An 18,729-nucleotide genomic window follows, 5' to 3' on the forward strand; every position below is an offset into this window, starting at 1 on the left:
CCCTGCTTCGGCAGCAGGGTATCCTGAATAGCCAGAACCTATCGGCCCGGAAAGGTCTCGGATCGATCGCTGGCGGCAAACCGGCGGCAAGTTGCGACACGATCGCCTTTTCAGGCACAGTGCGATGCCGCCATTGGCCCCTTGAAGGGTCAAGTCCGACACGCGTAACATCGCGCCATCAGAACTGAGTCTGCTTTATTCATCCGGGCTAATGTCCGGATTGGACTGGATATTTTCCTTTGAGTACGGATGCAGCCAGCGGCGTGGCGAAGCGCGGCAAATCGTTTGCCCATGTGGCGGAAGCCTCCTGGGGCAAGGGCCTCAGCACCTTGCTGCGGATCGTGCGCATGACGCTGCGCCATCCCTGGCAAGTCGCCATCACCCTCGGCTCGACCTTCATCGCCGCGACGCTGCAGCTTTTCATTCCGCGCTTGCTCGGACGCGCCATCGACCAGGCTCAGGGCGTGATGGCCGCTGGTGCCGGAGCCGCGGCCGAGCAGGCGCTCTGGAACACGGCGCTGACGCTGCTCGTCGTCAGCATCCTGCGTGGCCTCTTCACCATGGCGCAGAACTATTATGGCGAGGCGGTCGGCCACCAGACCGGCTATGAACTGCGGCTCGCTTTCTACGAAAAGATCCAGCGCCTGAGCTTCTCCTTCCACGACCGGGTCCATACCGGCGATCTCATCACGCTCGGGCTGCTCGATCTCGACGGCGTGCGCATGTTCTTTTCCACCGGCATCCTGCGCGTGGTGCTGCTCGGCGTGCTGATCGGCGTTGGCGCCTACCTCCTGATCAGCACCGATCTCGTGCTCGGGCTGTTGAGCCTCAGCTTCGTGCCGTTCGTTGCCTGGCGCTCCTCGGTCACTCAGCTCAAGCTGCGCAGCACCTGGCTGACCCTGCAGGAACGGCTGTCGGTGTTGAGCCGGGTGATGGATGAGAATCTCGGCGGCATCCGCGTCGTTCGCGCCTTCGCGGCGCAGCGCCATGAGCTCGCAAAATTCGACCGCGCCAAGCAGGACGCGCTCGAACTGGCCAATGAACGCGTCGACATCCGCGTCTCCAACACCAGCGCCATGAACTTTTCCTTCCTGGTGGCGATGGGGCTGGTTCTGTGGTTCGGCGGCCAGAAGGTGATCGCGGGCCAGATCAGCGTCGGCACGCTGGCCCAGTTCCTCACCTTCATGACCATCCTGCAGATGCCGGTGCGCCAGCTCGGCCTGATGGTCAATTCGTTCGCGCGCGCCTCGACCTGCGGCACGCGGCTGTTCGAACTGCTCGACACCGAGCTCGACATCAAGGACGCGCCCGATGCCAGGGAACTGGTCATCACCGACGGCGTGCTGCGTTTCGACAATGTCGGCTTCCGGTATGAGGGCGCGGGCGGCCGCCCGACCCTGTCCGGCATCTCTTTCGAGGCCAAGTCCGGCGAGACGGTCGGCATTGTCGGTCCACCCGGCAGCGGCAAGTCGACCATCGCGCATCTGATCCCGCGCTTCTACGACGTGACCTCGGGCGCGATCACCATCGACGGCCAGGACATCAGCAAGGTCACGCTGCAGTCGCTGCGCAAGGTGGTCGGCGTGGTTCAGCAGGACGCGTTCCTGTTCACCACCTCGATCGAGAACAACATCGCCTACGGCAATCCATGGGCGCGGGAGACCCGCATTGGACAGGCCGCCGAGTATGCCCAGTTGCACAACTACATTATCGGGCTTCCAGCCGGCTACACCACGGTCGTCGGCGAGCGCGGCGCGTCGCTTTCCGGCGGCCAGCGCCAGCGCCTGACCATCGCGCGCAGCCTGATGCTGCGGCCATCGGTGCTGGTTTTCGACGATTCCACCGCGGCCATCGATGCCGGCACCGAGCAGCGCATCCGCGCGGCGATGAAGCGCTTCGCCAAGGATCGTGTGACGCTGATCATCTCGCACCGGCTGAGCTCGCTGATGCATGCCGACCAGATCCTGTTCGTGGAGGGCGGCCGCATCGTCGAGCGCGGCACGCATGAGGAATTGCTGGCGCTCGGCGGGCGCTATCGCGCGCTCTACGACCTTCAGCTGCGGCCGGACGAAGACCGGCTCGAGGGAGCCGCGTGATGCCGACGCAGGACGACGACGAGAAGGATGACAAAAGCGGACGGCCGACAAAGGCGGTCGTCGGCTCGCATCGCGACGAGGAAGAGGTTTTCGGCAAGGCCTATGACCCCCGCATCATCAGGCGCATCTGGAGTTTCGTCAGGCCGTATCGGGGCCGGATCTTCATCTCGGTCGCCGCGGTGCTGGTGTTCACGCTGACCCAGCTGGCGATCCCGCTGGTCATCCGCTACGCCATCGACCATGGCATGACTCCGGGCAAGCTCGACCGCTCGGTGATGATCTCCGCGATCGCCTCCTTCACCGTGATCATCCTCGTCAACTACGCCGCCAGCCATGTGCAGGAGAGCGTCGTCGGCAAAGTGGCCGAGAACGTGCTGTCCGATCTGCGCCGCGCCATGTTCAGCCATCTCCAGCGCGTCTCGCTCAGCTTCATGGACAAGACCGAGGTCGGCAGGCTGATGTCGCGCCTGCAAGGCGACGTCAATTCGATGCAGGAATTCCTCGAAACGTCGGTCATGTCGGTGGGCGACATCGTGCTTTTGTTCGGCATCGTCACCGTCCTGCTCTGGCTCGATTTTCGGCTCGGGCTGCTGACGCTGTCGACCATGCCGATGCTGTTCATCGTGCGCCTGTTCTGGCTGCCGCGCGCCAAGGTCGCCTTCATGGCCGCGCACGAGACCAACTCCATCGCCAATGGCGCTCTGGCCGAAGGGATCCACGGCGTGCGTACCGTGCAGAGCCTCGAGCGCCAGCATGTCAACTTCGACCTGTACGACGAGAAGGTGCTGGCCAATCTCAATGCGCATCTGCGGTCTGCGAAATACGCGCAGGTGATGGTGCCGATCGTCGACACGCTTACCGGCATCGCCATGGCGACGGTCATCGTGGTCGGCGGTTCGATGGTGCTGTCACACAGCCTCGATGTCGGCGTCATGGTGGCGTTCCTGTTCTATATCCAGCGTTTCTTCGACCCGATCCGCTCGCTGACCATGCAGTACAGCGTCATGCAGCGCGCCATGGCTTCGGGCCAGCGCATCTCCGAAGTGCTCGATGTGCCGGTGGATGTCAGCGACAAGGAAAACGCGGTGGCGCTGTCGCGCGACATGGACGGCTCGGTCGAATTCAAGAACGTCACCTTCGGCTACCGGCAGAACCAGCCGGTGCTGAAGAACATCTCCTTCCGCGTCAATCCGGGCGAGACCGTGGCCCTTGTCGGCCCGACCGGATCGGGCAAATCGAGCTCGATGGCGCTTATGCACCGCTTCTACGATGTCTGGTCGGGCGAGGTTCTGGTCGGCGGCCATGATGTGCGCGACCTGACACAGGATTCGCTCGGCGACCAAGTGGCCATGGTGCTGCAGGAGCCGTTCCTGTTCTCCGGCACGGTGCTGGAAAACATCCGCTACCACAAGACATCAGCCAGCCGCGAAGAGGTGGTGCGCGCCGCACAGGCGGTCGGTGCGCACGACTTCATCGAGCACTTGCCCGATGGCTACGACACCGAGCTCGAACAGCGCGGCGGCAATCTCTCGCTCGGCCAGCGCCAGCTGATCAGTTTTGCGCGCGCGCTGGTGGCCGATGCCAAGATCCTGGTGCTCGACGAGGCCACCGCCAGCATCGATTCCTACACCGAGATGCTGATCCAGAAGGCGCTGATAAAGCTTCTGGAGGGCCGCACCGGACTGGTGATCGCCCATCGGCTGGCCACCATACGCGGCGCCGACCGCATCATCGTGTTGCAGAATGGCGAGATCGTCGAAAGCGGCAACCATGAGCAGTTGATGCAGAGGAAGGGCCTTTACGCCCGCCTCTACAACATGAACTACGCTTCGTTCGACGACGTTTCCGAGGAAGAGATGGGAATGGACGCGGCGGTCGGCAAAGCGACCTGAGCGGTTCGAACTGATCGCCCTGCCCTTCCCCGAGAGATTTATTTGCGGGGTCGCCTGACGTGGCCGCTGACCTGCACGCCGTCCTCGGCGCGCAGGTAGAGGAAGCCCGGGATCGAGAGCAGCGGGATGATCGCGGTCAGCAGGAACACCTGGTGGAAACGTTCCGGCGTGAGCACGTGGGCCTCCCCCGCGATCAGGCCCAGCAGCATGGCTGCGATCGAGACGCCAAGCGAAACGCTGAGCTGCTGCAGCACGCCGCCGAGGCTGGTGGCGCGGCTGAGCTTGTCCGCGGGCAAGTCGGCATAGGACAGCGTGTTGGAGGTCATGAACTGCGCCGAGCGGACGATGCCGAACAGAAAGACGTAAACGCCGATCATCCAATGCGGCGTATCGGCATTCATCAGGGCGAAACCAGCCACGGTGGCGGACCCGACGACGGCGCTGCCGATCAGCACGACGCCGAAGCCGAAGCGCCGCAGCAGCGGCGACAGCAGCGGCCGCATCAGCAAGGCACCGAAGCTACCGACGAATGTCAGCGAGCCCGAGGTGACCGGGCTCATGCCGAAGCCGACCTGCAACATCAGCGGCATGAGGAACGGCACGCCGTTGAGACCTACGCGGCACAAGCCGCCGGCAAGAGTGCCGACCCAGAAGGAGCGAAATCGAAACAGCGTCAGGTCGACGGCCGGAGCCACGACGCGGCGCGCATACCGCCCGAAAGCCAGCAGCAGCAGGATGGAAGCGGCCAGGACCAGCACTGTGGCTGAAACGGGAACGATCGGCCGGCCGATGCTTTCCAGTCCGAATTGCAGCAGCGCCACGCCGCATCCCACCATCAGGAACCCGGCGAAGTCGAAGCGCTGCACCGCTTCCTCGTGGAAATCGTCGACGAAACGCAGCGCCGCCAGGATGCCAACGCAGCCGAACGGCACGTTGACGTAGAATATCCAGCGCCACGAGGCGTAGGTGGTCAGCAGGCCGCCGAGCAGCGGCCCGATGACCGGCCCCATGATGGCCGGCAAGGTCATGTAGGTCATGGCGGTGATCAGCCCGCTGCGCGGAAAGCTGCGCAGCAGGATGAGCCGCCCGACCGGCGTCATCATGGCGCCGCCCAACCCCTGCAGCGCGCGCATGGCCAGCAGCATGCCGAAACTGTTGGCCATGCCGCACAGAGCCGAGCCAAGGGTGAAGGTGAACAGCGCCAGCGCGAACACTTTTCGCGCGCCGAATCTGTCGGCGAACCAGCCACTGACGGGAATGAACACGGCGAGCGTCAGAATGTAGGTGGTGATCGCAAGGTTGAGCCGGACCGGCGTCGTGTCGAGGCTTTGCGCGATGGCCGGGATCGCGGTGGTGATGATGGTGGAGTCGAGCTGCTCCATCAGAAAGGCGATGGCGACGATGATCGGGATGATCAGCCTCAGCCTCGGATCGCGCTCGGTGGCAAATTGAGGCTGTTCCAATGCTCCGGCCAATTCCGTCATGCAGGCTGCTTGTAGGTTGTAGCCAAAGTGGCGCATCCCGGTTCAAAGGCAAGATCGCCTCACGTGCCAGGCGGCCGCAGCCTGCCAGCATTGGCCGTCTTATGGTCTGACAAATAGGTTGGGGGTAGTCCTTTCCACCCTGCCGGAAGTCAACAAATCTTGACCGGCGCCGTGAGCGGGCTGGGCACCGGCTTGACCGGCGACGTCACCCAAAGACGCCGCGCAATTCGGCGAGCCCCCGTCCCGGTTTCGTGAAGGAACGTGTCCGGCGGGAGACGCCTTTCCTTCCCATATCTCTGGAACGGAAAGGAGACATTCCCATGAAAAGACAACTCGTATTCATCAGCTCCATCCTGCTGACCCTGGCCACCAGCGCTATCCCGTTTGCAACCGTCGCCGATGCCGCCGTCGTCAAGCATCATTATGTCCACCTCACCGCTGCCCATGGCGGCCATTCGAATGGCGGGCATGGAGGTCACGGCGGCTGGGTCGGCGGCGGTTGGACCGGCGACAATTCGGCCACCGGCAATGGCTGGATGGACAACTACTACAACGGTTACGGCAGCTACCATGGCTACGCTGGCGACTTCTGCGGAACGATCGCGTGGACGCTGGACCTGTGCGGTCCCCACGGCCCCTGATCGCTGACCGCACCACACCGGCCCGGGCAAGACAGACGACCCGGATGTCCCGGGACGCCTCGTTGCGCAACGCGCCGGGTCACGTTCCGTCCCGCTTTCGTGAAGGAACGTGTGCAGCGAGGAGGCCGTTTTCCTCCCATGCGCAGTGTCGCAAACAAATAGGAGTGACGCTCATGAAAAGACAATTCGTTTTCGCAAGCTCGGTCGTGCTGGCATTGGCAGCAGGCACGACCTCATTTGCCACCACGGCCGACGCCGCGTTCGTCAGGCACAATGGCGGTGGCCATGCCATGGGCCATTTCCGAGGCGGTCACTTTGGTGGCGGCCATTTCGGTGGCGGGCATAGATACGCCTTTCACCGCGGATATGGACACGGTCGCCATTGGGCCGGCGGCGGCTGGCGAGGCGGCTATTACGGCGGGTACTATGATGACTACTATTGCGGACCCGTCCAGCTGGCGCTCGGGCTGTGTGCCCCATACCGCCCCTATTATTATGGCCCGTTCGGAATCCTCTGATCTATGAGCCATGGCACCCGCGCGCGGGTGCCATGGGACCATTGGGATCAGCGACGTTGGCGGTCCGGATGCTAGGCGATTTCGGGGCGTCTTGATGCCTCACGGATCGCCTTATGGACGCCTCGCTGCAAATCCATGAAGGCCGGGGTTTCCATCACCTCTTCGCGGCGTGGGCGCTCGATGTCGACGTTGAAGGTCTGCATGATGCGTCCCGGGCCGATGCCCATGACGACAATGCGGTCCGACAGGTAGACCGCCTCCTCCACGTCATGCGTGACGAAGAGCACGGTCAGCCTGTGTTCTTCCCAGATCTGGGTCAACAGTTCCTGCATCTGGTGCCGGGTCAAGGCGTCAAGCGCGCCGAACGGCTCGTCCATCAAGAGCATCTTGGGGCGATAGGACAGCGCGCGCGCAATGGCGACGCGCTGCTTCATGCCGCCCGACAGTTCGGACGGAAAGCGGTCGGCACTCTGCGACAGCTTGACGAGGTCGAGATGCTCGAGCGCGATCTCACGGCAGGCCGTGCGATCGTACCCGGCGGCCTTGAGGGCGAACTCGATGTTCTGCCGCGCCGTCAGCCAGGGAAGCAGCGTGTAGGACTGGAAGACGACGCCACGGTCGAGACCAGGCTGCAGAATGGGCGCGCCATCGATGCTGAGATCGCCGGCGTCGAAGTCCTGCAGTCCGGCGACGATCGACAGCAGCGTGCTCTTGCCGCAGCCCGACGTTCCGACAAGGGAGACGAACTCATTGTCGGCAAGATCGAGGTTGATGTCGCGCAGCACCTCCGTGCGCCGCTCTCCCGTGCCGAAGCTCTTGTCGAGACCGGCGATGCGCAATTTGGGAACAGTCATCGGCGGTTCCTCATTGCGAATGGCCATCCTGCCGGAACAGAACCTTTTCCAGGGCCTTCATGACCTGGTCGGTGATGAGACCGAGTACGCCGAGAAGCAGGATGTAGCCGATGATGGTGTTGGTCTGGAAATAGCGCTGCGACACGGTAATGCGATAGCCGAGGCCAGACGTCGCCGCGACGAGTTCGGCCAGCACCAGCCAGGTCCATGCCCAGCCCAGGCTGATGCGCAGCGTATCCCAGATGCCCGGCAAGGCGCTGGGTACAACAATGCGCGTCAGGATCTTGCGGTCCGGCAGGCCGAGCGTGCGGCCAAGGCCGATGAAATCGGCGGGAACCCGTTTCACATTATCCATGATCATCAGCACCTGCTGGAAGAAGGTGCCGATGAAGATGATCAGGAATTTCTGCGTATCGCCGGTACCGGCCCACAGGATGGAGAGCGGCACGAAAGCGACGACCGGCATGTAGCGGATGAAATCCACCAGCGGCTCGATACCAGCCTCCCAGGAGCGGAAGCTGCCGATCAGCACGCCGATCGGGATCGACAGCGCAGAGGCAATGAGGAAGCCGATGGAGATGCGATACGCCGAAGCCGTGAGATCTATCCACAGCGTGCCGTCCGTGGCGAGCTTGGCGATCTGGGTCGCGACGCTGCCGGGCGACGGCAGAAAGATGGGTTTTACCCACTCCAGCCCGGTCGCCGCCCACCAGGCAAGGCCGAGCCCGACAAAGACGGCCACCGCGATCATCAGGAAACGCGACCGGGGGATGGGCACGCCGATCCCGGAGGATCGGCGGCGCCTGGCTTGTTTCGCGACCGGTCTCGCTGCGGGACGGGTCAGGCCGGTTTTCGCGGGGGGCTCTCCGGACATTTGCGTTACCACCGCGATCCGGCCTTTGTCATTCCGCCGCCTTGACGAAGGACGGGTCGATCATCTGCTCAGGCGTCACATCCGCCTGCAGCAGCTTGGCGTTCTTGGCGGCCGCTTCGACATCGGCGAATGTCTTGGTGGTGAAATCGCCGGTCAGCGCGGTCTTGTTTTCGGCGAGCGAGTAATAGCGCACGCCGTCGAAGGCGGTGTTCAAGTCCTTGACGTCGGAACCGACTGCCTTGGCGATGATGGCGCGGCCGCCGGGTGTGTCTGAATTATAGTCCTTGAGCGCGGCGTCCCAGCTCTTGATCATGGCCAGCACCTGACCGGGCCGCGACTTGATCACCTCATCGCGCACCACCAGCACGTCGCTGATCAGGCCGGGATCCTCGCCGGCGGTGAACAACAGCTTGACGTCCTTGTTCTGCGCCATGGCGACAGTGAGGTACGGCTCGTAAGTAACGGAGACCGGCACGCGGCCGGCGATCAAGGCGCCGCCGGCATCGGCGGCCGGCATTGGAACCGGCTGGATATCGGCGACCGACATGCCGTTTTTCGCGAGTGCGTATTTGAGCAGGATATCACTCGTCGTGCCTTCCTCGAAAGCAACCTGCTTGCCCTTGAGGTCGGCGATGGAGGTGACGTCCTTGCCTGCGATGATGGCGTCGGCCGTCATGGAGACATCGAGCAGCAGCACGATCTTCACCGGCAGGCCGGCGGCGACCATGCCCATCGCCGTGTGGGTGGCGATGTTGGCCGCGTCAAGCTGGCCGCTGGCCAAGGCGGCATTGATGTCCTTGTCCTCGGCGAAATTGACGATCTGGACGTCCGACAGGCCGTTTGCCTTGAACAGGCCCTTGGCGTCAGCGACGTGCCACTGGCCATAGCCAAGCCAGGGCTCGATGCCGATCTTGAACGACCCGGCCTCGGGCGTCGTGGGAATGGCCGCATCGGCCGCGTGGGCCACTGGGGCGGCGACGAGCCCGATGGCGGCGGCCATCATGAGCGCGCGAAATTGTCCTGCTAGGTTACGCATCATCTAGTTCCCCTTGATGATCAGACCGCTCTTATACCCAGGCATCCGGTCTGGTGAGACTGTGGGTTTCTGCTCTCGCGGCACTGTGCCCCGGCGTCTTGCCCACCACTTCGTGGTGAAGTGCAAGGATATTTCAGCGTCAGCGGCAGCGGATGTCAAGGCTAAAATACATACATGCATATACAAGTTGGCGTGACTCTTTTTTGCCCTGTGATCAGGCGCGTTCGCCAGCCCTTTCAGGATCGATCCGGTCGAGGAAGTCGGTGACCCGGTCGGCCCCGGCATCGGGCTCGCTGCCAACCATGACCGCGACCGAAAAGGCAATCAGGGAAGAGACCGGCGTGTGGCTGCGCGCGCCGGCCCGCAGGTTCATGACCAGGGTCGGCGACAGGAAAAGCCCTGCGCGCAGAACCGCGCGCCAATCGGCCGGCAGCATGCCGCGCCGCTTGAGCTCGAGCAGCAAGGGCCGCCACAAAGCGGTTGCCTTGACCTCCAGCAGGTCGCGGCGGACCGGGCTCAGATCCCAGTCCGTTTCGACGTGGAAGAGGTTTCCTTCCAGCCGCGCCCGCGCGCGAAAAACCTCGGTCGCGATGGCCGGATCGTAGAGCCAGAACGGGTGAGCGAAGATGTTGTGGAACGTAGCTTTCACCTCGGCCAGCAGCGTGGGGATGTGCGAACCGGCGAAGGCAGGATCGAAGAAAGACAGTTCCGCCCTCCCCGCTTTCCCGGTGTACCAGACATTGGCGTTGTGGGCATCGCCATGGGCGACCACGCCGCCGGCATCGGCAAGCCGCTCTGGCCGCAGTCGCGCGGCCGCGGCGTCGAAAAGCTCACCGATGCTGCTGGTGTAAGGCCGGTCGTTGATGACGAATTTCAGCCGGGAGAACTGATCCCAGTCCAGCTCCTGGCCCGGGAAGACAAACGGCTTGCCGATATAGAAATCGGCCAGCCGGCCGCCCGGCGACGAGCGTGTATCGGCGTCGATCAGCCGCTCATGAAACAGCCGGTGGATAGGCTCCGCCGCGACCTGCGCGACCGTCACCGGATGCAGCGTCTCGAGATAGACAGCAAGCAGCCTGGCGGACAGGTCGCGCTCGGCAAGAACCGCCTCGCGCCGCTTGCCAGCATCATCCTCGGTATCCAGCGCGAACAGCACATCCGAAAATCTCGGATCCGTGCGGCGGCGATAGACAAGGATCTGCTCGCCTGGCTGGGCGGACATATGGACGGGCTGATCGACCGGCAGGCCGGCACGCGACAGGATCTCGGCCCGGTAGTACTCACCGGTCATGCCCTCTTCGCGTTCTTCCTGATGGAACTTGAAGAAGTAGGCCTGGCCTTCGCTGTCGAAGAAGCCGTTCAACGAATTGAGGCTGTATTTGTCGACATTGATGCGGACATTGCTGGGGCTCATCCCGAACAGATCGGCCAGCAAAGCCATCAGCGCGCGCTGCGCCTCGGCGACATCGTGCTGAGCGAGAGCGCGGATCCGCGCCGTGCGACTCTGCGTCATCGGTCGTCCCTTCCAGCCATTCCGCCCGCAAGGCAGGAAACGGCTCTTATCAATACATGTAAATACATCTGTGCCGAAGGCTTCGTGATCTGCATCCGCTTTCGACGTCAGTTGGTCCTGGAGGGGGAATACCGGCTGCCGAGCGAATAGCGGCTGCCGGCATAAGTCAGCTTGCTGATCGTGGCCACGACGGCGCCCGTCCATGTCCTGCGATGCAGGAACAGACAGCAGCTGCCGACATCGATGTTCAGATGCCGCGCCGTCTCGGCGTCGGCGGGGATGGCGGAGATGATATGCTCGACCTCGGTCACCGGAGTTTTCTGCATGAGGTAGTCGTAGGTCGCGGTCTTCGAAAAATCCTGCTTGTCGTAGTCGGGGATCAGGCTCGGATTGACGAAGCGCTCTTCCAGTTGCACCGGCAAATCGTTCTCGAAATTGACGACGACCGAGTGATAGATCGAAACCCGCTTTGGAAACTCGAAGGACAAAGCGAGCTCCTTGGTCGGCATGATGGTTTCGAGCACGAGGACTTCGGAGCGATGCCGGTTGCCGCGCTCGACGATTTCGGCCGCGATGTTGTTGATCTCGATCAGCGTCGATTGCGGCCGGGGCGGCGCGATGAAGGTGCCCACACCTTGCAGCCGGATCAGGAACCCCGCCGCGGTCAGTTCCCGCAACGCGCGGTGAACCGTCATGCGCGAGACACCAAGCGAAACCACCAGCTCGTTCTCTGACGGCAGCTTGCGATCCTTGCCCCACCGGCCCGTTCCGATGTTGGCCAGGATGTAGTCCTTCACCTTCTCGTAAAGGGGGCTCGCCGTATCGGGCAAATCGATCATTTCAAAATCCTTTCCGGCAATTTATCGGAAATCACGCCGGCTCAACAGGTTGCCGCATGCGGATGATTGTTTTCAAGCCGTCGCTCTGCCCCGCCAACAGGCGCTCATAGGCGGCCGGAATGTCGTCGAGACCGATCTCGCGATCGATCAGGGCGAGCAGCGGGTCGCTCAATTCGCCCAGCATCCGCACGGCGTCGGGTAGCTCGTCGGCAAAGGCATGACATCCCAGCAACGCGATCTCGCGTTCGACCAGGAGATTGGGGTCGATGTCGAGACGGCCATGGAAAATGCCGACCATCGCCACAGCGCTGCCGGAATCGAGAACGCCGAGCAACTGGGTGAAAGCGGCGACGCTGCCGGTCGCCTCGACAGCTGCCAGCAGCGGCGCATTGCCGGTAGCTGCCGCAATGGCATCGCGGTCGAGGTCGACAATCCTGGCGCCGGTCACCTTCGCCACGCGGGCGCAGCGCGCCTGGTTGCGGTCGGCGACAAGCACGGCGCCAGGGAAAGTCCGGGACAGCAGCAGCGCGGCGAGACCACCGATCGGCCCGCAGCCGACGACAAGCACGGAGCCTGCCGTCTTCGGCAGGCGCCGCACCGCGTGCAGCGCCACCGCGAGCGGCTCGGCCATTGCCGCGACCCGCTCGTCAAGCGCGGCATCGACAACATGCAGCAGGCGTGCGGGCAGCACCGTCTGTTCGGCGAAGCCACCGTCGCAGACTTCGCCGACGAAACCCAGAGAAGCACAGAGATGGCGCCGGCCGGCACGGCACTGCGCGCAGTCTCCGCACCAGAAACGGGAATCGGCGACCACCCTGTCGCCGACGGCGACGGTGTCGACGCCCTCGCCCAAGGCGATCACCGTGCCGGTCAGTTCATGGCCGGCCGTCGAAGGCGAGCGGCTTATCCATTGGCCGGTGCGGAAATTGTGCAGGTCCGACCCGCAAATGCCGGCGGCATCGATGCTGAGCTTCACCCAGCCCGCATCCGGAATGCCCGGTGCGGCGATCTCCTCCACCCGCAGATCGCCCGGTCCATAAAGCCGTGCCGCCTTCATCACGATCGTCTCCGTTCAGCCGGCGAGGTAGCGGTCACGGATCTCCGAGACCGCGTTTTCATGCGAGCTGAAGCCCTCGTAGCGAGCAAGCCTGCGGGCATGCTTCGCCAGTTCCGGATAGGCGGCCGACGTGACATAGCCGACCGACGAGCGCTTGACGAAATCCGTCACCGAAAGCGGTCCATAGGTACGCGCCCAGCGGCTGGTCGGCAGCACCGCGTTCGGCCCAAGGACGAAGTTGGCAAGGGTCACCGGCGTGTGCGGACCCATGAGGATTTCGGCCGCCTCGGTGATGTGTCCAAGATGCGCGAACGGCTCCTTCGACAGTATTTCCAGATGCTCGGGCGCATAGTCGTTGATGAAGTGATAGCTGTCTTCCAGCGACGCGGTCAGCACGATGCCGCCGCGCTTTCCCGTCAGCACCCCGCGTGAGAACTCCACGCGCTGTTCGGTCATCCGCGACCAGTGCTCGGGGAGTGCAGCCAGTGCCGCCTCGGCGACCTTGCGGCTGTGCGTCACCAGATAGGCCGAGGAATCCGGCCCGTGCTCGGCTTCGATCAAGAGGTCAAGCGCGGCCAGGCCGCCATCGACACTGTCATCGGCAAAGATGATGGCCTCCGAGGGACCGGCCGGAAGACCGGTGTTAATGATCGACGACAGCACGCTCTTGGCCGCAACCACCCACGGGCTGCCGGGACCGACGATCTTGAGCGCGGGCTTCACCGTCTCGGTGCCATAGGCGACGGCGGCGACGGCCTGGGCGCCGCCACATTTGTAGACGGTGTGCACACCGGCGAGGCGAGCCGCGACCAGCGTCGCCGCATCCACCGAACCGTCCGATGTCGGCGGGGTCACGATGGCGATCTGCGGCACGCCGGCAATGACCGCCGGGACCGACGTCATCATCGTCACCGACGGAAAGGCGCCCTTGCCGCGTGGCACGTAGAGCGCGACGGAGGCGATCGGCGTGTAGCGATCGCCGGCATAGGCACCCGGCCGGACTTCCTTGAGCCACATCGTCTCCGGCTTCTGCTCCTCATGGAAATGCCTGATGTTGTCGATGCCGAAGCCGATGCTTTCCACGACATCCTTTTCGACCTTGTCGAAGGCCGCGTCGAACTCGGCTTCCGAGACCTTCAGCCCGCCTTCGCCGACGTTGGCCTTGTCGAGTTCCCTGGCGAAGCGGATCAGCGCGGCGTCACCCTCGTCCTTGACGGCCTGGATGATCGGGCGGACCTTTTCGACGAAGACCGACAGATCGCTTTCGGCGCGTTTCAGCAGGCCGGCCCGCTGGGTGGCGTCGAGGGATGACAGATCGTGGAAGCTGATGTCGGACATGGATATTCCTCTTTGTTGGAACGCAATGTGCCGGCCGGTCACAGTGCGGAAGACTTTGATTTCGACCTGTAGCGAGCCGCCTCAAATCGATGCCAGGAAGCCGCCATCCACCGGAATGGACTGGCCGGTGATGTAGGCCGCCGCATCCGAGGCAAGGAACACCGCGACGCCGTGCAGATCGCCGAGATCGCCGAAACGGTGCTGCGGGATCTTGGCCAGCATGGACTTCTGCCATGCCTCGTTGCTGTAGAACACATCCGTCATCGCGGTCCTAAAGTAGCCCGGAGCGATGGCGTTGACCCTGATGCCGAGATCCGCCCACTCCGCCGCCAGCGCCCGCGTCATGCCGAGCAGGCCTGACTTCGACGAGCCATAGGGCACCGCAGTGGGAATGCCGACTTCCGACGTCAGCGAGCAGAGGTTGATGATGGCGCCGCCACGCCCGGCGTCGCGCATCTGCCGTGCCGCGGCCTGGGCGCAGAAGAACGCGCCCTTGAGATTGGTATCGACGATCCGGTCCCACAGCGCCTCGTCGACATCGAGCGAGGGCCGGACCTCTTCCATCCCGGCATTGTTGACAAGGATGTCGAGACCGCCAAGCAAGCCGGCGGCCTCAGCGGTGGCAGTCCGGCAGCGATCGACATCGGTGACATCAAGGGCAACGGCATGCGTCACCCCGCCGGCCGCACGGATCGCCGTTGTCGTCTCGTCGAGGGAGGCCAGGCTGCGCGCGGTGACCGCGACGTCGGCGCCGGCAGCGCTCAACGCCTCGGCGATGCTGCGGCCGATGCCTCGGCTGGCGCCGGTGACCAACGCCTTCCTGCCGGCGAGATCGAACAGAGAAGCATTGCGCATGTGATCCTCCTTGCCGCTTGCATCGCGAGACTATCAGATCAAGTTACATATACAAGCATATACAAACCGTTTCGGCTACGCTACTCCTACCAAAAAATTCACCGCACCAAGGCGGCCGCCAGCGACCTGGCGCGCGCCGGGGGCATGCTGCGAAACCAATGTTTGAGAACCCGGTCGATGGACAGGAATCTGTCGGCCGACCACAGAGGAGCCCGCTCGTGTCGAAAGCTTCAGACATGGTCCGAACCGAAGTCACACGCCTGTCGCCTTACAATTCCGGACTGACCATCGCCGAAGTCATGCAGCGATATGCTCCGGCCAGGATCGCCAAGCTGGGCTCGAACGAAAACCCGATTGGCCCGAGCCCGACGCTCGCCACAATGATGCAGGCCGGCGCCGAGATGTTCCGGCTCTATCCGGATCCGGCCGGGCGCGAGCTGCGCCAGGCCATCGCCGCCAAATATGAATTCGGCGAGGACCAGGTCATCCTCGGCAATGGCTCGGAGGACCTTCTCTCCGTCATCAGCCGTGCTGTGCTGCGCCCCGGCGACGCAGTCGTCACGCTCTATCCGTCGTTCCCGCTGCATGAAGACTATGCGACGCTGATGGGCGCGACCATCCACCGTGTGGCCGTCAACGACGATCTCACGATCAATGTCGACGCCCTGATCGAGGCAGTGCGCGAACGGCCGCGCTTGCTGATGTTCTCGAACCCGATGAACCCCGTCGGCAGTTGGCTGTCCGCTGGCGATCTGTCGAAGGTGCTGGATGCAGTCAGCAGCGAGACGCTGATCGTCATCGACGAAGCCTATGCCGAATATGCGGAAGGCGAGGACTATGCCTCGTCCCTGCCTTACCTCTGCAAACGCGATCGGCCCTGGATCGTGCTGCGGACATTTTCCAAGGCGTTCGGCCTGGCCGGATTACGGATAGGCTTCGGCATCGTCGGCGATCCGGAATTGCGTGCGCTGCTCGACAGGGTGCGCACACCGTTCAACGCCAATGGCGTTGCGCAGGCCGCCGCGCTGGCGGCACTCGCGGATGAGGAACACCTCACCAAGGTCGTGGCGCTGGCCAGGACGGAGAGAACACGCGTCGAGAGTTTCCTCAGGAATAAGGGCCTCGAAGTCGCTCCTTCGCGAGGCAATTTCCTGTTCTTCAACTGCCGGCAAGATGCCTCCGCCTTCGTCGAAGGCCTGCTGCGCGAAGGCGTCATCGTCAAACCGTGGAAGCAGGAAGGTTTTGACAGCTACGTGCGTGTCAGCATCGGCTCGCCAGCGGAGAACGACCACTTCATGACGGCGCTGTCGCAGCTGTTGTGATTTCCCGAAAGCCATGCTGAATTGCCTGGCGCGCACCGGGCACGATGTCCGACGGTCCGCCGTTGCCATATGGAGTTTTTCGCAGGTGGCGCATCTCCTTTCGCCCGACGGCTTCCGTCCAGCCTCTCGGGCCTGCGTTCCTCCCTGTTACCTTGACGATGCCCAGCATGCTTGAGAGCAACCCACCGAAGAGCCTCTACCGCGAAACGGCCGGGGGCACCGGCGACTACCCTGCCCTTGCCGGCGCGCAGCGGGCGCGAGTCGCGATTGTCGGCGGCGGCTTCACCGGCCTTTCGACCGCCCTGCATCTGGCGGAAGCCGGCGACGACGTTGCCGTGCTCGAGGCCCGAGAGCCGGGCTGGGGCGCGTCGGGCAGGAATGGCGGCCAGGTCAATCCCGGCCTCAAATACGATCCCGACACGATCGAAGCGATGTTCGGCCCTGAGCTTGGGCCACGGATGATCGATTTCTCCTATGGCGCGCCGGATTTCACCTTCGGCCTCATCAGGCGCCTGTCGATCGCCTGCGAGGCGCGGCAGAACGGCACCATACGCGCGGCCATCCGGCCGAAGCCGGAAGCCGCCGTACAGACCACGGCCGCGCAATGCGTGCGGCGGGGAATGCCGGTCGAAATGTTGGACGCAAGGGCGATGGCGAGGCGAACCGGGACCGACCGCTACATATCCGGCATGTTCGACGCCCGCGGTGGTGACCTCCATCCCCTCAAATACGCACTTGGCCTGGCAGAAGCCGCGCGGGACGCCGGCGCGCGGATATTCGGCGAGAGCGAAGTCATCTCGCTGCGCAAGGAGGGCGGACGATGGCTCCTCAAAACCGCCAACGGCTCCGTCAGCGCCGAGAAGGTTCTTGTCGCGACCAATGGCTATACCGGGACCCTGTGGCCGGGCCTTGAGCAATCGCTGGTTCCGGTGTTCAGCGCGATCGCGGCGACCGAACCGCTTTCGCCGGCGGTGGCGACCCAAATTCTCCCCAACAGGCCTGTCGTCTACGAGGCCGGCAACATCACCGTGTACTACCGCATCGATGCCCAGAACTGTCTTCTCATGGGCGGCCGGGGACCGATGAGGCCCATCGGAGATGCTTCCGCCATCCGCTACCTCACCGATTATGCGCTGCGACTTTGGCCAGCGCTTGCCGGGGTTCGCTGGACACATGGCTGGAACGGCCGGGTTGCGATCACCAAGGACCATCTTCTGCACATTCACGAGCCGGAAGACGGCGTAATGATCTGCCTTGGCTACAATGGCCGCGGCGTCGCCATGGCATCGGCAATGGGTGCTGCCCTGGCGCAGCGCCTGCGAGGCAACGAGACGTCGCCGTTTCCCATGCCGATATCGCCGCTCAAGCCAATCCGGTTTCACCGTTTCTGGCCGCTCGGGGTGAAGGCCGCGATACTTTCCGGGCGACTGAAGGATCGGTTCGGGATCTGAAGCGAGAGCCCGCACGGACTGACGGCTCATGGGATCGCGAGAAAAACTATGCTTTCAGGTCAGACAATCTTTGGGCATGCCATCTCAGATGGTCGTCCATGAATGTCGAAATGAAGAAATACGAGTGGTCGTAGCCATCCTGCATGCGCAGGGTCAGCGCAATGCCGGCCTTGGCGCAGGCAGCCTCCAGAAGCCAGGGCTTCAGCCCGTCATCGAGAAATCCGTCCGACGTTCCCTGATCAACGAAAAACTCGGGGAAGCGGTGGCCATCCTCGATGAGCAAGGTGGTGTCGTAAGGCCGCCATGATGTCTCGTCCGCGCCGAGATATTTTTCGAAAGCCGGCCGCGACCAGCCGGCGGTGCTCGGCTGCACGATCGGCGCGAAGGCCGAGCAGCTTTTGAAGCGTTCAGGATTTTTGAGCGCGATCGTCAGCGCGCCATGCCCGCCCATCGAGTGGCCGAAGATCGCCTGGCGCGTCATGTCAGCCGGAAATTCCCGCGCGATCAAGGCCGGCAATTCCTCGGTGACATAGGAATACATGCGGTAGTTCCTAGCGTAGGGCTCCTGCATCGCATCGAGGTAGAAGCCGGCGCCGCCGCCGAACTGCCAATTGTCCTTCTCGTCGGGAATGTCGGCGCCGCGAGGGCTGGTGTCGGGACAGACGACGATCAGGCCAAGCTCGGCGGCCATCCGCCTGTACTCACCCTTGTCCATGACGTTGGCGTGGGTGCAGGTAAGGCCGGAGAGGTACCACACGACAGGACAAGGTTTTTCGCGAGCCTGCGGCGGCACGAAGACGGCGAAAATCATGTCGCACGAGCAGACATCCGAAGTGTGGGAATAGACGCCCTGCACGCCGCCATGCGACTTGGCCGAGGAGATGGTCTTCATCCGGTCCGACATCTTATTTCTTCTCCGCCAAACGTCCTTCACGGCCGCCTGTCTACGGCATGGGCCG

Annotated in this window: 16 protein-coding genes; 6 read left to right on the top strand and 10 right to left on the bottom strand. The window is 63.5% G+C overall.

All coding sequences use genetic code 11. The features are described 5' to 3' along the window. Positions 1-239 precede the first annotated feature (239 nt). Both AC07UC_RS28925 and AC07UC_RS28930 read left to right on the top strand, forming a co-directional pair. Positions 240-2,096 (top strand): ABC transporter ATP-binding protein, encoded by a 1,857-nt coding sequence (locus AC07UC_RS28925; RefSeq protein ID WP_494908229.1) that lies wholly within the window; start codon positions 240-242, stop codon positions 2,094-2,096. Beyond that, entirely contained in the window at positions 2,096-3,988 is a 1,893-nt protein-coding gene (locus AC07UC_RS28930) for an ABC transporter ATP-binding protein (protein WP_494908230.1), read from the top strand. Before AC07UC_RS28925 ends, AC07UC_RS28930 begins: the two co-directional genes overlap by 1 nt. A 38-nt stretch (positions 3,989-4,026) precedes the next feature. On the opposite strand, the gene AC07UC_RS28935 is transcribed toward AC07UC_RS28930, so the two are convergent. Further along, a complete protein-coding gene (locus AC07UC_RS28935) occupies positions 4,027-5,472 on the bottom strand; it encodes a DHA2 family efflux MFS transporter permease subunit (protein WP_494908231.1) in 1,446 nt (481 codons plus the stop codon). A gap of 320 nt (positions 5,473-5,792) precedes the next feature. On the opposite strand from AC07UC_RS28935, the gene AC07UC_RS28940 reads away from it, so the two are divergent. Together AC07UC_RS28940 and AC07UC_RS28945 are read left to right on the top strand one after the other, a co-directional pair. Next, a complete protein-coding gene (locus AC07UC_RS28940) occupies positions 5,793-6,113 on the top strand; it encodes a hypothetical protein (RefSeq protein ID WP_140769485.1) in 321 nt (106 codons plus the stop codon). A 173-nt stretch (positions 6,114-6,286) separates the two neighbouring features. Next, positions 6,287-6,631, top strand: coding sequence for a hypothetical protein (locus tag AC07UC_RS28945; protein ID WP_494908232.1), 345 nt, complete (start codon positions 6,287-6,289; stop codon positions 6,629-6,631). A gap of 71 nt (positions 6,632-6,702) precedes the next feature. Here the strand turns inward: AC07UC_RS28945 and AC07UC_RS28950 are convergent, their stop codons facing one another. The 8 genes from AC07UC_RS28950 to AC07UC_RS28985 form a co-directional block, all read right to left on the bottom strand. Continuing rightward, the gene (locus AC07UC_RS28950) at positions 6,703-7,485 is read right to left on the bottom strand and encodes an ABC transporter ATP-binding protein (protein WP_140769489.1); all 783 of its coding nucleotides are present in this window, start codon (positions 7,483-7,485) and stop codon (positions 6,703-6,705) included. Between the two features lie 10 nt (positions 7,486-7,495). Beyond that, positions 7,496-8,359, bottom strand: a complete 864-nt coding sequence (locus AC07UC_RS28955) for an ABC transporter permease (RefSeq protein ID WP_140769491.1) — start codon at positions 8,357-8,359, stop codon at positions 7,496-7,498. Positions 8,360-8,387: 28 nt separating this feature from the next. After that, positions 8,388-9,395: an ABC transporter substrate-binding protein gene (locus AC07UC_RS28960; protein ID WP_202327526.1), complete on the bottom strand. Its 1,008-nt coding sequence runs from the start codon at positions 9,393-9,395 to the stop codon at positions 8,388-8,390. Positions 9,396-9,609: 214 nt separating this feature from the next. Beyond that, the gene (locus AC07UC_RS28965) at positions 9,610-10,908 is read right to left on the bottom strand and encodes a hypothetical protein (RefSeq protein WP_494909004.1); all 1,299 of its coding nucleotides are present in this window, start codon (positions 10,906-10,908) and stop codon (positions 9,610-9,612) included. A 107-nt stretch (positions 10,909-11,015) separates the two neighbouring features. Then, positions 11,016-11,747 carry a histidine utilization transcriptional repressor HutC gene (gene hutC, locus AC07UC_RS28970; protein ID WP_140769493.1) on the bottom strand — a complete coding sequence of 244 codons (732 nt, stop codon included), beginning with the start codon at positions 11,745-11,747 and terminating at the stop codon, positions 11,016-11,018. 31 nt (positions 11,748-11,778) lie between these two features. Next, positions 11,779-12,804 carry a zinc-dependent alcohol dehydrogenase gene (locus AC07UC_RS28975; RefSeq protein ID WP_494909005.1) on the bottom strand — a complete coding sequence of 342 codons (1,026 nt, stop codon included), beginning with the start codon at positions 12,802-12,804 and terminating at the stop codon, positions 11,779-11,781. Between the two features lie 15 nt (positions 12,805-12,819). After that, the gene (gene hisD / locus AC07UC_RS28980) at positions 12,820-14,142 is read right to left on the bottom strand and encodes a histidinol dehydrogenase (protein WP_494908233.1); all 1,323 of its coding nucleotides are present in this window, start codon (positions 14,140-14,142) and stop codon (positions 12,820-12,822) included. Between the two features lie 81 nt (positions 14,143-14,223). Further along, positions 14,224-14,997, bottom strand: coding sequence for an SDR family NAD(P)-dependent oxidoreductase (locus AC07UC_RS28985; protein WP_494908234.1), 774 nt, complete (start codon positions 14,995-14,997; stop codon positions 14,224-14,226). A gap of 218 nt (positions 14,998-15,215) precedes the next feature. Here AC07UC_RS28985 and AC07UC_RS28990 point away from each other — a divergent pair, with 218 nt between their 5' ends. Further along, positions 15,216-16,319: a histidinol-phosphate transaminase gene (locus AC07UC_RS28990; RefSeq protein ID WP_494908235.1), complete on the top strand. Its 1,104-nt coding sequence runs from the start codon at positions 15,216-15,218 to the stop codon at positions 16,317-16,319. A 167-nt stretch (positions 16,320-16,486) separates the two neighbouring features. Next, positions 16,487-17,770, top strand: coding sequence for an NAD(P)/FAD-dependent oxidoreductase (locus tag AC07UC_RS28995; RefSeq protein WP_494908236.1), 1,284 nt, complete (start codon positions 16,487-16,489; stop codon positions 17,768-17,770). A 46-nt stretch (positions 17,771-17,816) separates the two neighbouring features. On the opposite strand, the gene fghA is transcribed toward AC07UC_RS28995, so the two are convergent. Continuing rightward, positions 17,817-18,674, bottom strand: a complete 858-nt coding sequence (fghA, locus tag AC07UC_RS29000; RefSeq protein ID WP_494908237.1) for an S-formylglutathione hydrolase — start codon at positions 18,672-18,674, stop codon at positions 17,817-17,819. Positions 18,675-18,729 lie beyond the last annotated feature (55 nt).

The sequence above is a fragment of the Mesorhizobium sp. GW821-FHT04C10 genome, assembly GCF_059420305.1.

Coding starts and splice junctions, on each gene's coding strand:
- AC07UC_RS28930 (WP_494908230.1), top strand. CDS start 2,096: ATGCCGACGCAGGACGACGACGAGAAGGATGACAAAAGCGGACGGCCG.
- AC07UC_RS28935 (WP_494908231.1), bottom strand. CDS start 5,472: ATGACGGAATTGGCCGGAGCATTGGAACAGCCTCAATTTGCCACCGAG.
- AC07UC_RS28940 (WP_140769485.1), top strand. CDS start 5,793: ATGAAAAGACAACTCGTATTCATCAGCTCCATCCTGCTGACCCTGGCC.
- AC07UC_RS28945 (WP_494908232.1), top strand. CDS start 6,287: ATGAAAAGACAATTCGTTTTCGCAAGCTCGGTCGTGCTGGCATTGGCA.
- AC07UC_RS28950 (WP_140769489.1), bottom strand. CDS start 7,485: ATGACTGTTCCCAAATTGCGCATCGCCGGTCTCGACAAGAGCTTCGGC.
- AC07UC_RS28955 (WP_140769491.1), bottom strand. CDS start 8,359: ATGTCCGGAGAGCCCCCCGCGAAAACCGGCCTGACCCGTCCCGCAGCG.
- AC07UC_RS28960 (WP_202327526.1), bottom strand. CDS start 9,395: ATGCGTAACCTAGCAGGACAATTTCGCGCGCTCATGATGGCCGCCGCC.
- AC07UC_RS28965 (WP_494909004.1), bottom strand. CDS start 10,908: ATGACGCAGAGTCGCACGGCGCGGATCCGCGCTCTCGCTCAGCACGAT.
- hutC (WP_140769493.1), bottom strand. CDS start 11,747: ATGATCGATTTGCCCGATACGGCGAGCCCCCTTTACGAGAAGGTGAAG.
- AC07UC_RS28975 (WP_494909005.1), bottom strand. CDS start 12,804: ATGAAGGCGGCACGGCTTTATGGACCGGGCGATCTGCGGGTGGAGGAG.
- hisD (WP_494908233.1), bottom strand. CDS start 14,142: ATGTCCGACATCAGCTTCCACGATCTGTCATCCCTCGACGCCACCCAG.
- AC07UC_RS28985 (WP_494908234.1), bottom strand. CDS start 14,997: ATGCGCAATGCTTCTCTGTTCGATCTCGCCGGCAGGAAGGCGTTGGTC.
- AC07UC_RS28995 (WP_494908236.1), top strand. CDS start 16,487: ATGCTTGAGAGCAACCCACCGAAGAGCCTCTACCGCGAAACGGCCGGG.
- fghA (WP_494908237.1), bottom strand. CDS start 18,674: ATGTCGGACCGGATGAAGACCATCTCCTCGGCCAAGTCGCATGGCGGC.